This is a genomic window from Crystallibacter degradans (assembly GCF_012952295.1).
GTDB lineage: Bacteria > Actinomycetota > Actinomycetes > Actinomycetales > Micrococcaceae > Crystallibacter > Crystallibacter degradans.
Genome location: NZ_JABBCH010000001.1, coordinates 478,873 through 493,017, shown reverse-complemented (window position 1 = coordinate 493,017; position 14,145 = coordinate 478,873). Strand labels below are relative to the sequence as shown.

General features: G+C 65.1%; 14 protein-coding genes. 9 read left to right on the top strand and 5 right to left on the bottom strand.

The genetic code is table 11. The features are described from left to right. The first annotated feature begins 16 nt into the window (after positions 1-16). The gene (locus HGO92_RS02205; protein ID WP_169991437.1) at positions 17-988 is read left to right on the top strand and encodes a D-2-hydroxyacid dehydrogenase; all 972 of its coding nucleotides are present in this window, start codon (positions 17-19) and stop codon (positions 986-988) included. 18 nt (positions 989-1,006) lie between these two features. Here HGO92_RS02205 and HGO92_RS02200 read toward each other — a convergent pair whose 3' ends face one another. From HGO92_RS02200 to HGO92_RS02190, 3 genes are all read right to left on the bottom strand, one after another. Next, a complete protein-coding gene (locus HGO92_RS02200) occupies positions 1,007-1,582 on the bottom strand; it encodes a hypothetical protein (protein ID WP_169991435.1) in 576 nt (191 codons plus the stop codon). Then, on the bottom strand, positions 1,579-2,880 hold the full coding sequence (locus HGO92_RS02195; RefSeq protein WP_169991433.1) for a serine/threonine-protein kinase: 1,302 nt from the start codon (positions 2,878-2,880) through the stop codon (positions 1,579-1,581). Before HGO92_RS02195 ends, HGO92_RS02200 begins: the two co-directional genes overlap by 4 nt. Positions 2,881-3,098: 218 nt before the next feature. Further along, entirely contained in the window at positions 3,099-3,557 is a 459-nt protein-coding gene (locus HGO92_RS02190) for a DUF4383 domain-containing protein (RefSeq protein ID WP_169991431.1), read from the bottom strand. Positions 3,558-3,710: 153 nt separating this feature from the next. On the opposite strand from HGO92_RS02190, the gene HGO92_RS02185 reads away from it, so the two are divergent. The 4 genes from HGO92_RS02185 to HGO92_RS02170 all read left to right on the top strand — a co-directional run bounded on the left by HGO92_RS02185 (position 3,711) and on the right by HGO92_RS02170 (position 7,708). Beyond that, on the top strand, positions 3,711-5,333 hold the full coding sequence (locus tag HGO92_RS02185) for a molybdopterin-dependent oxidoreductase (RefSeq protein ID WP_346768817.1): 1,623 nt from the start codon (positions 3,711-3,713) through the stop codon (positions 5,331-5,333). Between the two features lie 131 nt (positions 5,334-5,464). Further along, complete coding sequence (locus tag HGO92_RS02180) at positions 5,465-6,151, top strand: fasciclin domain-containing protein (protein ID WP_169991429.1); 687 nt, start codon at positions 5,465-5,467, stop codon at positions 6,149-6,151. 145 nt (positions 6,152-6,296) lie between these two features. Further along, a complete protein-coding gene (gene sigK / locus HGO92_RS02175) occupies positions 6,297-6,878 on the top strand; it encodes an ECF RNA polymerase sigma factor SigK (protein WP_074702956.1) in 582 nt (193 codons plus the stop codon). Beyond that, a complete protein-coding gene (locus HGO92_RS02170) occupies positions 6,878-7,708 on the top strand; it encodes an anti-sigma factor (RefSeq protein ID WP_169991427.1) in 831 nt (276 codons plus the stop codon). Before sigK ends, HGO92_RS02170 begins: the two co-directional genes overlap by 1 nt. Before the next feature lie 119 nt (positions 7,709-7,827). On the opposite strand, the gene HGO92_RS02165 is transcribed toward HGO92_RS02170, so the two are convergent. Then, the gene (locus HGO92_RS02165; RefSeq protein WP_169991425.1) at positions 7,828-9,504 is read right to left on the bottom strand and encodes a thiamine pyrophosphate-dependent enzyme; all 1,677 of its coding nucleotides are present in this window, start codon (positions 9,502-9,504) and stop codon (positions 7,828-7,830) included. A gap of 210 nt (positions 9,505-9,714) precedes the next feature. Further along, positions 9,715-10,371 carry a GntR family transcriptional regulator gene (locus tag HGO92_RS02160; protein ID WP_169991424.1) on the bottom strand — a complete coding sequence of 219 codons (657 nt, stop codon included), beginning with the start codon at positions 10,369-10,371 and terminating at the stop codon, positions 9,715-9,717. Between the two features lie 185 nt (positions 10,372-10,556). Here HGO92_RS02160 and HGO92_RS02155 point away from each other — a divergent pair, with 185 nt between their 5' ends. From HGO92_RS02155 to HGO92_RS02140, 4 genes are all read left to right on the top strand, one after another. Continuing rightward, positions 10,557-11,618, top strand: coding sequence for an aromatic ring-hydroxylating dioxygenase subunit alpha (locus HGO92_RS02155; protein WP_169991422.1), 1,062 nt, complete (start codon positions 10,557-10,559; stop codon positions 11,616-11,618). 8 nt (positions 11,619-11,626) lie between these two features. Continuing rightward, positions 11,627-12,076 (top strand): hypothetical protein, encoded by a 450-nt coding sequence (locus HGO92_RS02150; protein ID WP_169991420.1) that lies wholly within the window; start codon positions 11,627-11,629, stop codon positions 12,074-12,076. Beyond that, on the top strand, positions 12,064-13,131 hold the full coding sequence (locus tag HGO92_RS02145; RefSeq protein WP_169991418.1) for a M14 family metallopeptidase: 1,068 nt from the start codon (positions 12,064-12,066) through the stop codon (positions 13,129-13,131). The genes HGO92_RS02150 and HGO92_RS02145 overlap by 13 nt, the downstream gene beginning before the upstream one ends. Positions 13,132-13,198: 67 nt before the next feature. Next, positions 13,199-14,140, top strand: coding sequence for an ABC transporter substrate-binding protein (locus HGO92_RS02140; protein ID WP_169991416.1), 942 nt, complete (start codon positions 13,199-13,201; stop codon positions 14,138-14,140). Positions 14,141-14,145: the final 5 nt, after the last annotated feature.

Sequence of the window (14,145 nt, the reverse complement as noted above, 5' to 3'; positions counted from 1 at the left end):
CTACTAGATTGGACGGATGAACGCAAAGCCCATAGTCACCGTCCTGGCAGGGGACAGGCCTGTTATCGGACTAGAGAAGCTGCAGGAACACGCGGAGCTCAGGATCACGGACATCGAGGGTCTGGAAGCCGCGCTGTCCGGGGCGGAGGTGCTGTACCTGTGGGACTTTTTCGCCGAGGGTCTGCAGGATGTGTGGCACAGCGTGGACGCACTGAAGTGGATACACGTGCCCGCAGCCGGTGTGGACAAGCTGCTCTTTCCAGAGCTCGTCGAATCGGACGTGGTGGTCACGAACGCCCGCGGTATCTTCGACCGGCCGATGGCGGAGTTCGTCCTCGGCGGCATCCTGCATGCCGCCAAGGGATTCGGACTGGCAGGCGAGCGCCAGCGCCGGCAGCAGTGGGAAAGCTGGCCGACAACGGAGGTTGCGGGGGCACGGGTGCTGGTCGCCGGTACCGGGAGCATCGGCCGCTGCACCGCCAGGCTCCTGCGCGCTGTCGGAATGGAGGTGGACGGATTGGGCCGTACCGCCAGGACCGGAGACCCTGACTTCGGGACGGTCCACGCCAGCGCAGACTTTGCCCAGGTCGCCGGCGAATATGACTACGTGGTGCTCGCGGCTCCGCTGACGACGGCGACAGAGAGGATGGCCAGCCGGACAGTCTTGGAAGCGATGAAGCCGTCTGCCGTGCTGATCAATGTGGGCCGGGGCAGACTGGTGGACCAGGACGCGCTCGTGCAGGCCCTGTGTACCGGGCGGCTCGGCGGCGCTGTGCTCGACGTCTTCGAAACCGAGCCGCTGCCCCAGAGCCATGCCTTGTGGCAGCTGGACAACGTCCTCGTCACTCCGCATATGTCCGGCGATTCCCAGAACTGGCTGGACGAACTAGCCGCGCAGTTCGAAAGCAACTTCCATGCCTGGCGGCAGGGGAAACCGATGGCCAATGTGGTGGACAAGCGGCTCGGCTTCGTTCCGCGGGACCACTAAACGGCGGTCACGCCTGCATCAGTGGTGTCCGTGATCTGAGTCGTCTCGTTCGTCATCCCATTGGTCCCAGGACTCGTCTTGTTGGTTCTCCCAGTGGTCCCATGACTCGTCCTGCTGGTCATCCCACCGATCCTGGTCTTCGTCATCCCAACTGTCCCGGCCGTCGTCGTTCTCCCACTGTTCCCAGTCCTCATGTCCCTCGGAGTTCCGCCAGTCTTCACCTTCATCGGAGAAAGTTTCCTCAGGGGCCGGAAGGTCGGGCGTTTGGGTCACGTCCGGCTGGGCGGATTCCTCGGCCAGCACCTCGAGATCATTGCGGACTTTGGCCAAGGCCTTCGCAGCTTCCTGCTGCATTTCCGCCGCGATATGCCCATTCGCGGCCGCCCTGTCCAAATCGTTCTCCAGCAGGTCGACTTCGTCCAGAGCAGTGGAAAGGTTCTGTTCTGATGCAAGTTGCCTGATGGTGCTGGCCCGTTCCTGGAGGGTGTCGAGGGCGGTTGCGGCCGGATTCTCCTGCTGGACGCAACCTGCCAGCAGTGCCGTGGCTGCTACGCCGGCCAAAAGCATTCGGGTGAGGGCTGCCGGCCGGTTCATGGGGTGAGGCTTTCTTCGAGCTGTTGCAGGTGCTCGTCCAGCTCCGTAGGCACAGCCGGAGCGGGCGTTTGCGCGGGGTCGGAGCTCCCGGAGGTGGCGATCACGGCGCCGAAGATCAGTGCCGCGACCATGAGGATCAGGGCCACCGCCGCAAGGCCGAGTTGCAGCATGGACGGCTTTCGTCTGCCGCGGGTCCGCGTGGCTGCGGACCCGGACCGCGCTGCCGGATATACCGGGGCCGGTTGACGGGTAGGCCTTTCCGGCAGGGCCTGCCAGGGCAGGCCTCGCGTGGCGTTGGTCATTAGGCTCGTCTTCAGGACGGGCAGGGCAATGTGTGCTGTCGGCGGTTCGATGCCCGGGCGGGCAGCAGCCGGTGGCATGGCAACGGATCTGACATCGGAACCAACACCGGAACGCACATCGGAACCGACACCGGCAGCGGCGACGGGTGCCTCGCTACCGGAAATCCTGCGGAGGATTTGGGCGGCCTCGACCGCTGCGGGACGATGCCGTGGATCGATGGCTGTCATGGATTCAAGAAGCCGGGCCATGTCCACCCCGAGGTGACTCGGTATTCTTGGCGGACGCGCCAGCCTGGCTCTTGCCGATGCCAAGGGCTGGCCGGGATACTCCAATTCGCCCGTGAGGCACTGCAGCAACACCAGACCAAGAGAGTAGACGTCTGAAGGAGATCCAACGGCTGAGCCGATCACCTGTTCTGGGCTGAGGTAGCTGGCAGTGCCCAGAATAATCCCGGAGGCCGCCAGCGGCGTCCCATTGATCATGCTGGCAATGCCGAAATCGGCGAGTTTGGGGTGGGGAGCTTCATCGTCGAAGTAGCGGGCCATGACGATGTTGGCCGGCTTCACATCACGATGGACTATGTTGCGCCGGTGGATGTAGTGAAGGGCGGAAGCCAATTCGGCACCGAGCCGGGCCGTTTCCCTGTAGTCCAGGGGACCTACATCCAGATGCCGTCCGAGGTCGACCCCGGGGATGAGTTCCATGACCAGCCAGGACACGGTCCCGCCGTCGAAAGGGGAGCTGCCGGCATCGTAGAGCGTGACCAAGCCCGGGTGATTCAGCCGGGCCAGGGTCGCGATTTCCTCCTGGTGCCAACGGAGACGTTCCGGATCAACGGGATCCGGGCGGTAAACCTTGAGTGCCACTTCGCGGCCAAGGACTTCGTCCTCGGCGCGGTAAACGGTACCCATGCCGCCCAGCCCGATGACCGGACCCACTCGGTAACGGCCGGCCAGAAGATTATTCGAGATGCCCGGAACTGAGTGGTCGGTCATCAGATTCCCCGTCGGTCCCGGCGGGGTTCTGGTGGCAAAGACGCTGTGTTTAGCTGTCATAGCGGTCCGCTCCCTGCAGCCAGACGTGTTAGCTGGCCTTGCTCGCGTAGTTCCCCCTGCGGGGCTATACCTGAGACCTTAGGCGGCGAATCTATGAAGAAGCTGTGACAGTCCTTTGTTCCTCAGGTCAGATGCTCCCTGCGTCAGGCGTTCCCAGATCAGGCCCTGGTTGCCGTGTGGCCTCGTCCCAGGAGAAGACCGAGGCCGAGCATGGCCACGCCGAGGACGAAGTGCAGCCAGTTATCGGCCATGTTCAGCGGAACGAAGTTGGCCGGAGACTCGTGCCCGATGACCAGCCCGTAGATCCACAGCACAAGGTAGATTGCTCCGCCCCAGATAAGGTAGCTTCGCGAGCCGGTCCAGCTGCGCGATAGCGCCAGACCGACGACGCCGAAGAGCAGGTGCACAATGTTATGCAGGACTGAAACCTGGAACAGTCCCAGCAGCATGGCACCGGACTGGTGACCTGCGAAACTGAGCTGATCGACGCCGCTGGTGATGCCCGGAACGAAGCCCAGGATCCCGACCAGCAGGAAGACCGCGCCGACGGCCAAAGTTACGGTCTGAACGCTGGTCCGCCGGCCACCACGGATGCTGGTTTGATCTGACGTAGTCATGATGCTCTTCCTCTCTGATGGACTTACTTTTCGGCGGCCACATAGTTGTCGTGTGGACGCGCCTGTCAGTTATTCGGAGCGGACGCGCGGGTGGTTTGGGCCTTCTGTGAAAATCCGGCCAATACTTTTGGGCCGCGGCTACGAATACCGGGTGTGAAGAAGCTCAAGAGAATCCCCTTATCCGCCCTGGCCGCAGCGCTCGCCGGGCTGGTTTCGGCCGGTGTGCTGCTGGGAGTCGCCCAGCTGGCCGGCGTCTGGTTCCGTCCGGCCGCTTCGCCGCTGGTCGCCCTCGGCGCCGCGTTTATCGATTTCACTCCGGCATGGCTGAAGAATTTCGCCGTCGAAACCTTCGGCACGGCGGACAAGACCGTCCTGTTCATCGCGATGGGTGTAGTCACGGCAGTACTGGCCTGCCTGGTTGGACTGCTCGCCCGGCGCCGCTGGACCTGGGGTGCCGCAGCGGTGGTACTGCTGGGCGCGGTGGTCGGCGCGGCAGTGATCACCCGGGCGGGGGCCAGTGTCCTGGATTTAATCCCGACGGCGGCAGGCACCTTGGCCGGACTCGTTTCGCTGCGGCTGCTGGAGCGCCGCGTTCCCGAGGCAAGAGAAACTGGCGCTGCAGCCGCCGATCCCGCTGCGGGCGTTACCTCCGGTCCGGCCGTTGCCGGTAACCGCTCGCCCTCCGGTCCCGCTGCCTCCGGCCCGCCGACAAGGCGTTCCTTCTTTGCCGCCGCGGGGCTGCTCGCCGTTACCGCGGCGGTCATGGGGGCTGGCGGCACCGCGCTCGCCGGCCTGCGCAACAGTGTGGAGGATTTCCGCAAGGCGCTCCGGCTGCCGTCGCCGCTCCGCAAAGCAGAACCACTGCCGGCGGGTGTCCATCCACCGGTCGACGGGGTGGTCCCCTTCGTCACGCCCAACGCGGACTTCTACCGGATCGATACGGCGCTGGCCGTGCCCCGGGTTGATCCGCAGAGCTGGCAGCTTCGCGTGCACGGCATGGTGGAGGAGGAGTTCACGATGTCCTTCCAAGAGCTGCTGGATTCCGAACTGCTGGAGTCCTATGTGACGCTGACCTGCGTCTCCAACCCCGTGGGCGGGGACCTGGCCGGCAACGCCAAATGGCTCGGCTATCCGCTGGCGAAGGTACTGGAACGCGCCCGTCCGCTGCCCGGTGCGGACATGGTGCTCTCCACCAGTGTCGATGGCTTCAGTGCCTCGACTCCGCTGGAGGTGCTGCGGGACGGTCGGGATGCGTTGCTGGCGGTCGGCATGAACGGCGAACCGCTGCCGCTGGACCACGGTTTCCCCGTGCGGATGGTGGTGCCCGGACTCTACGGCTTCGTTTCAGCTACCAAGTGGGTGGTGGATCTGGAGGTCACAAGGTTCCAGGACAAGACCGCCTACTGGACGGACCGCGGCTGGTCGGAGCGCGCTCCCATTAAGACCGCGTCACGGATCGAAGCCCCGCGGCCGTTCGCACGTGTGCCGGCAGGCAAGGTCGCGGTCGGCGGCACCGCGTGGGCCCAGCAGCGCGGCATCGAACGGGTGGAAGTGCAGGTGGACGACGGGCCCTGGCAGGAAGCCGAGCTGGCCGCCGAAGCCACGGTGGACACCTGGCGCCAATGGTCGTTCAGCTGGCAGGCCGAGCCCGGGCAGCATTACCTGCGCGTCCGGTCCTACGACGCGGAGGACGGACTGCAGACCGATGAGCGGGCAGACCCGATTCCGAATGGCGCCTCGGGCTGGCATTCCATCAGCGTCACGGTCGAACCCTGACCGGTCCCAAAGTTTTTCCAATCTCATCCAATCCATCCCGGCACCGGTTCCGAATACATCATGACAGCCCGGAAGCGTTGCTTCCGGAACAGGAGGCGGCAGCAGCCGCGCCACCCTCAAGGAGAAAACCCATGTTGAAGAACAGCAGCAGGAACTTTGCAGCACTCGGAATGATCGCAGTGGCGACCCTCGGCCTGTCCGCGTGCGGCGGCGGATCCGAGGAATCGGGGGACGCCGGCGCCGCCCCTGAATCAACCACCGGATCCGAGTCCACCTCAACGGAGTCCATGGCCCCGGAGTCCGGCGAAGCCATGGATCCGGCCGCCAACCTGGTCGGCCCGGCCTGCGCCGACTACGCCGCCGCGGTGCCGGACGGCGCAGGATCCGTGGCAGGCATGGCGCAGGACCCGGTTGCCGTCGCCGCCTCCAACAACCCGATGCTCACCCAGCTGACCGCAGCCGTCTCCGGCGAACTGAACCCCAAGGTTGACCTGGTAGACACGCTCAACAGCGGCGAATTCACCGTCTTCGCACCGGTGGATGAGGCCTTCGGCGCCATCCCCGCCGAAACGCTGGAAACGCTCAAGACCGACGACGCCACACTGAGCACCATCCTGACCTACCACGTGGTGGAGGGACAGCTGAGCCCGGACGAAATTGTCGGCGAGCACACCACAGTGCAGGGCGAGTCCGTCGAGGTCAGCGGCAGCGGCGACGAGCTGATGGTCAACGACGCCAAGGTTGTCTGCGGCGGCGTCCAGACTGCCAACGCCACGGTCTACATGATCGATTCGGTCCTGATGCCCCCGGCCAAGTAGCCGGAAAAACTCCGCCGGGGGAGCGGAAGGGGGGAGAACGACGGCGGCAGCCCGCCTGCCGCCGTCGTTCATCGCCAAAAAAGCAGGGCCGACACAGGAACGAGGGAGGTGCAGAGTGTCCGACGGGCGTGAGAACCTTGAATCCATGCGATTGCCATGGCTGCGGCCCGTGGGGCCGGACGCCCCGCCGACACAGGAGGAGCTCATCCGGCGCGTGGCGCTGGGAGACGAATCCGCGTTCGAATCGCTCTATGACTCGGTGTCGCCCACCATCTTCGGGCTGGTGCGCAGGGTGGTCAGGGACCCGGCCCAAAGCGAGGAAGTCACGCAGGAAATCTTCGTCGAAATCTGGCAGAACGCGGCCCGGTTCGACGCGGACCGCGGCAAGGCCCTCTCCTGGATCCTGGTGATCGCCCACCGGCGGGCCGTGGACCGGGTGCGGGCCAGCCAGGCCAGCATGGACCGGGACCTGCGCCAGGGGGCCAAGGAGTACCAGGCCAGTTACGACGACGTCGCGGATACAGTTGAACTGCGGCTGGAGTCCGAACGCGTGAACAAGGCGCTCGCCAGCCTGACGGACAGCCAGCGCGAGGCGATCACGCTGGCCTACTACGGCGGCCATACCCACCGGGAAGTCGCTACGATGCTGCACATTCCGGTGGGAACAGTAAAGACGCGGATCCGCGATGGCATGATCCGCCTCAGGGACAAGTTGGGAGTGGCGTGATGGACGAGCAGTTGCATCTGTTGACCGGCGCGTACGCCCTCAACGCCTTGGACGATGACGAACGCGATGCCTTTGAACGGCATGCCCTGGGCGCCGTGGATACCCGCGAGGAAGTCCGTGGATTGAGCGAAACCGCCGCCATGCTGGCCTACGGAACGCCCGCCGTCGCCCCGCCGCCGGAGCTCAAAGCCAAGGTGATGGCATCCATCCGCAACACACGGCAGCTGCCCGTTGACGCAGTGGTCGCGGACCTCGGTACGAAACGGCTTGAGGCCGCAGAGAGCCGGACCGGCCGCAGGGCCCGGGTCGGCGGCACGGACCACGGCTCGGACGGTGCCAGGGCCAGGAGTACGACGGCGGTGCGCTGGCTAAGTGCCGCGGCCGGAGTTCTGCTGGTCACCACCGCAGCGCTGGGCGGCTGGGCGGTTGGAGTCTCCAATGACCAGGAACGGACCGAGCAGCGGCTCCAGGCGCTGGCCGAGCAGCAGAGCCAGGTGATGTCGGTCTTGACGGCGCCGGACGCCAAGATGATTCCGGCACGGATGCCGGACGGCGCGGCGGTGACCATCGCCTTGTCCGCGCAGGCTGACAAAGCCGCGGTGATCACGCACGACCTCCCGCAGCTGGAGCAGGACCGGACCTACGAGCTGTGGCTGATCTCGGACGAGGGCGCCCAGCCCGCCGGCCTGATCCAGACGGACGCCGCGGGGCAGACCAGCATGAGACTGCTGGAAGGGGTCTCCGCTGCTACCCATCTGGGCATCACGGTGGAACCCGCCGGCGGATCACCCCAACCCACCACGGATCCGATCATGCTGCAGGAGCTCTAGGCAGAGCCGGTCCTACTAGCACCAGCCATTAAACGAAGCGGGCGGCCACCGAAAAGGTGACCGCCCGCCGTCGTAAGCCCTTCGGATAAGCCCGGCCTTGAGCCGGACTTGGCCGGAGCTTAGTAGGCGCGGACCCGCTGCTCGACCACGAGGTGGATGAGGGCGAAGGTTTTCTGCTCGTCGATTGCCTTCAGGGCCGCTTCGAGGGCGGCGGGCACATCGGCGTCGTTCTCTACCTTGATGCCGAAACCACCGAAGGCCTGGGCCATGAGCGCGAACTCCGGGTTCTTCAGCTGGGTGCCGGAGATCCGCTCGGGGTAGTGCCGCTCCTGGTGCGTGCGGATGGTGCCGTATTCCTGGTTGTCCATCACGATGACCAGCGGAGTGGCGCCGTACTGCGCGGCCGTGGCCAGCTCCTGGCCGTTCATCAGGAACTCGCCGTCGCCGGCGATGGTCACCACGCGGCGCCCGGGATGCGCCAGCGAGGCGGCGATGGCGGACGGGATCGAGTAGCCCATGGAACCGTTTCGGGCACTGAGCATCGAGGCGTACTGCTGGGTGGGGAAGTAGCGGTGCGCCCAGTTGGTGTGCTCGCCGGCCCCCAACGTGACCATAGCGTCTTCGGGCAGGCCGCGGACCATGTTGGACATGAGGGTGTCCATGCGGGCCTGGCCAGCCGTGGGCTCGGCCGGCGGGAGGGCAGCGAACTTCTCCTGCTCGGCACGCATGCGCTCGGTCCAGGTCTTCCATTCCGGCTTGACCGGCAGGTCCATCATCACCAGGTCGCGCACAAAGACATCGGGCTTCGCCACGATCTGGTGCGAAACTGCGCCGGAGCGGCCACGCAATGACGGGTCGATGGTGACAAGGAAGTTCTTCTTCGACCAGTCCTGCCGGACGAGGAAACCGTCGGTGATGACGTCGCCGGGCACGGTGCCGACGAAGATCAGCAGGTCCGTTTCCTCCAGCAGGTCGTACGTGGGCTTAGGCCGGCCGTAGCCGATCGGGCCCACGTAGGACGGCGAATCGAACGGGACAATGCCTTCGCAGCGCCACTCGGCGGCAGCGGCAATATGGTGGTCCTCCAGCCAGTTGGCCAGCGCTGTTGCGCCCTCCTGGGTCCAGTCATTGCCGCCGACTACGAACAGCGGCTTCTCGGCATCCTTGAGCGCGGACTTCAGCGCCTTCCAGTCCGTGACGGTCATGCCGCCCTGGGCCACGGGGATTTCCGGGTGCAGCGTCGGCTCGATCTGCTCGCGGATGATGTCTTCCGGCAAACCAACGACGACGGGGCCCGGGCGTCCGTTCATCGCGGCGAACATGGCTTCGGCGACGATTTCGGACGCGCGCTCGGCGTGGTCCAGCACCATGACGCGCTTGGCGCCGGTGTCGAACCAGGACTTGATGTCGAACTCCTGGAATGCCTCGCGGTCCCGGTGCTCGAAGGGAATCAGTCCGACAAAGAGGACCATCGGGGTGGAGTCCTGCCACGCGGTGTGCAGGCCGACGTGCGCGTTGGCCGCTCCCGGGCCGCGGGTGACCATGGCGATGCCGGGGACCTGGTTCATCTTGCCGTCGGCCTCGGCCATGTAGGCGGCGCCGCCTTCGTGGCGGCAGACCACGGTCTCGATGTCGGACTCATGCAGGCCGTCGAGGACATCCAGGAAGCTCTCGCCCGGAACCACATAGGTGCGCTTCACCCCGTGGGTCACCAGCGTGTCCACAATGACGTGCCCGGCTGACTTCAGCAGCTGCTGCTCCTTGGCGTCGGCTGGTTCCACGGTCAACTGCGTCATGGGCGTCCTCTTTCATCTTTGAATGAACAGTTTGGTCGGTTCGTCAATGTGCGGTCGCATGGATTTTGCACATTGCGATTGAGCAAAAGTTACATCACTATCGGCGTAGGACGTCAGCGGGCAGGACACAGTGGGGTAATGAATGTGAAACGCGGCACTTTGGGTTGTTTTGCCCGATTGCCGCGCTTCCGTCGGGCTGGAAGGCCCGCTTTAGCCGATCGGCTCAAAGCGGTTGGGGTCTTTAACATCGTGGCAGTGCGCCAGCACGTCGACGGCGCGGGCTATGTCCTGGTCCTTGAGCGCCTGGAGAATGCGGCGGTGATCGTGGATGACCTTGGCCTGGTGCTCGGGACCTTGGCGGTAAGTGAGGGTGATGCGGTGCTGGATGGGGTGGTTCCAGATCGATGTGATGACGCCGCGCAGGTAGTCATTGCCCGAGGGCTCGACCAGGGCCAGGTGGAACGCCCGGCCAAGCCGGAAGAGTTCGGCGCTGTCCGCGGGATCGACAATTTCCGTTTCATCAATGAGGCCCTTGAGCCGCACAAGCTGCTGGGGCGTGTAAGCGCCGGCGGCACGCTGGACCGCAAGGGATTCGAGCGCGTAGCGGACCTCGTAAACATTTTCGATCTCGCGCTCATCCAACTCGTTGACGATATAGCCCTTACCAGGGACGAGCGTCGTCAGTCCTTCAAGGGTCAGCTGGGTCAGGGCGTCGCGCACCGGCGTGCGTGAGACGCCGTATTGTGCGGCGACGGTCTCCTGAGCCAGCGCCGAACCCGGCTCGATGGTCCCGCTGATGATGTCGGTGCTGATCTGTTCGTAAACGCGCACGGCCAGTGGCCTCACATCATTCGGCATTCCGGCCATGGCGGTCCTCCTTGGGTCTGATCCATCTTGGCATGAAGTTGGTCCGTCCAGCATTAGCCCCGCTGCCCGTGCGTGGTCAGGACCGAAGGCTGGATAAGCATTTGCAAACCTTTTTCCAAAAGTGGTTGACCTCACATCGTTCCTCTGAATACAGTGTATACACCCTGAACGAGGAGATCTAGAAAATGTATGTGTTGAACACCTGGTACGTAGCCGCGTGGTCCACTGAAGTGACGCGCAAGCCGGTTCGCCGGGTCATCTGCGAACAGCCCATCGTCCTGTTCCGCACCCAGGACAACCAGGCCATCGCGCTGGCGGACCGCTGTGCCCACCGTGCCTTCCCGCTGTCCGAAGGCCGCACCGTCGGCGATTCGGTGGAATGCGGCTACCACGGCTTCACGTATGGGCCCGATGGCATGTGCACGAAGGTGCCGGCGCAGTCTTCGATTCCGGAACGCGCAAAGGTGCGCAAGTATCCGGTGGTCGAACAGGACGGCTGGATCTGGGTCTGGACCGGCGATCCCGAACTGGCGAACCCGGCCGACGTGCCCGATACGCACTGGATGGTGGACCCGGAATGGGCCACGGTGACGCACTCATACCACTTCAAGTGCCGCGCTGATCTAATCCACGACAACCTGCTGGACCTGACCCACGAGTCCTTCCTGCACAAGACCACCGTGGGAGATGACTACATCTACGAACACGGCATCACGGTAGAGGTCGAGGGCAACGTGGTCAGCGTCGACCGCCTGATGCCCTCGGTGGCAGCGCCCCCGCTTTACGCCGAAACGATGGACGCGCGCGGACTGTTCGACCGCTTCCACTGCACGGAGTTCTTCGTGCCGAACCTGCACGTCCTCCACTCCGGGATCACGGGCGAGGGCAAGCCCCGCGAGGAGGGCTACCTGATCAAGGTCCTCAACGGCATCACCCCGATCGACGAGCACAATTCCTGGTACTACTACGCCTTCAGCCGCAACTTCGCCGTCGACAACGAACAGGCGACCGAGGATCTGCGCATAGGTTTGGCCACGGTGCTGGACGAGGACGCATCGGCGCTGGAGGCGCAGGAGATCGGCATGCAGACCCGGCCCGAGGGCGAGTTCGACGTGCTGATCGCCCAGGACGGCGGCGTGGCCAAGGCCCGCCGTATCCTGAGCGCCCTGCTGAAGAAGGAACAGCAGGCGAAGTCCGCGGCCGGATCAGCTGTCCGCCGGGAGCCGGTTGCTCCCAGGACGGCGTAGGTGCCCGCATGTGGATGCTGATCAGAGCCAACGCGCTGGGCGGGGAGACCGCGGCTGAATCCGGTGCCAGGATTCTTGCGGCCTGTCCTGACTCGGCTGAGCGCGGCGACCCATGGCGCTGGACCGTGGAGCTGGATGAATCCGGCCCGGAACCGGCAGTAGCGCTCGACGCCGATGCCAGCTACATCTCCTCCGAAAGCCACCGCTACACCGGCGGCTATACCGGAGTGCTGCAGCGTGGAGCCGGCGAGCAGCTGGTGGTGACGGGGCTGGCAGGCGAAGCACTCGTCGCCGCGGAGGACGGCCCCTGGGAGCGCTGGCTCCGGGCGGGCGACGTTTTCATCGTCGAAGGCGAGGAAGCCGAGACCCTCAGGCTGTCGCTGGCAGCCGGCAATGCGGCCGTCCAGGTCATCACCCTCGCCCCGAGGCAAGCCAAGGTTCTGCGGTGGGTCCCTTGACCGCCGGTAGCGCCGTCGACACCCAGCGCGGTACATCAGGTACGGCCCTGCACGGGATCGAAACCGGCCGGGCAGGCAAGCAGTTGGGTTTTGCCGGCCTGTCGCATTCGGACAACGTCTACGACAACGGGCTGATTCCGGTGCCGGTCGCGGTCATCTCCTCGGGAACCGGGCCAACGGCGTTGCTGGTGGCCGGCACCCACGGGGACGAATACGAAGGCCAGGTGGTGCTGCACGAACTGATCCGCTCGCTGGAACCGGAGCACCTGAACGGCACGGTGGTCATCGTGCCCGCCGCGAATGCGCCGGCAGTACGGGCCGGCACCAGGGTTTCGCCGATCGACGGCGGCAACCTCAACCGCAGCTATCCGGGACAAGAGCTCAGCGGTCCCACGGACCAGGTCGCCGATCTGATCGCGGGCACGCTGCTGCCGGAGGCCGACGTCGTTATTGACCTGCATTCGGGCGGTTCCAACTCCACCTACCTGCCGAGCATGTTCATCTACCGCGGGCCCGACCAGCAGACGTGGGAGCGGAAGGTCTCTGCGTCGCGGGCCATGGGACTGCCCTATGTGATCGCGGTGCAGCCCCGCCTTGAACCGGGTTCGCTCAGTACCGCGGGCGACGACGCCGGCGTGCTGGCACTGTCCACGGAACTCGGCGGCGGAGGCACGGTGGATCCGGGCATTCTGGCTGACGCGCGGCGCGGCGTACGCTCGCTGCTGGCCCACCTGGGAATCCTGGCAGCGCAGCCCGGTACCGAAGTGGAGCCGGAAGCAACGGCCGCCGAACCGACCTGGTTGGAGCTGGTGCCCGATTCCCCGGTCATGGCTACCGCTGCGGGGATCTTCGAACCCCTGGTGGGCCTGGGCCAGCGGGTCCGGGCGGGCGATCCCGTTGCCCGGGTCCATGCCATCGATGACCTGGCGCGTCCGCCCCAGGAATACACGGCCCGGGTGGACGGCGTCGTCGCCATCTTGCGCCGGCCCGCACTGGTCGCGCTGGGCAACTACCTGCTGCATGTCGCACCTGAACTTGAAGCACCGAGGCACTGATCGTCTCCTGATCAATGCCGGATATCCATAACCGGACAACGCTGTCCGGACCATGAGAGGAAAATCCATGCGTCATTCCCGTCAACGTGCCACCCGTTCAACCATCCTGGCCGGCTCCGTCCTGCTGGCCTTGTCCCTGAGTTCCTGCACCAATGCTTCCCAGGCCGCACCGGAACCGGCAGGTTCCGCTGCGTCAGCCGGATCCGGTGCCGAAGCTGTTGCCCTGAACGAGGCGGCCAGGGACCTGCTGCCTGAAGAGATCCGGGCCGCCGGAACCCTCCGCGTGGCCTCGGACCCGACCTACGCTCCATTCGAGTACTACGACACCGACAACAAGACGATGATCGGTTACGACGTCGACTTCTCGGACGCCGTGGGTGCCGCTCTGGGTCTGGAAGTCGAACATGTGCCGGCAACGTTCGATACCATCCTGCCGGGTCTGGCCTCCGGCAAGTACGACATGGCCATGTCGACGTTCTCGATCACACCGGAACGCGAGAAGATCGTGGACTTCGTGAAGTACCTCGACGGCGGTTCCGGCGTCGCTGTTCTGCCGGGAAACCCCAAAAATATCTCCATGGACCCCCTGAGCATGTGCGGCAAGAAGATCGCCGGCCAGAAGGGCTCGATCCAGTCCATGGACTATCTGCCCAAGTTCTCCAAGGAATGTGTCGACGCCGGCAAGGAGCCCATCACCATTCGCAACTTCCCGGGGCAGACGGATGCCAACCTTGCACTCACCTCCGGCCGGGTGGATGCCGTTGTCGCTGACAGCATGTCGCTGGCCTACCAAGGCAAGGAAGCCGACGGACAGTTCGAGCTGGCCGCCGGCGAGGATTACGACCCGATCCCCACCGGCATCGCGCTAAGCCAGGACGGCGGGCTGCAGAAAGCTGTCACAGAGGCCACCCGGGGAATCCTCGACAGCGACTACTACCAGGAAATCGGCGACAAGTGGGGCATCCCGGACTCTGTCCTGCTGACCTCCGACGCCCTCGACAAGAAGTAGAGGAG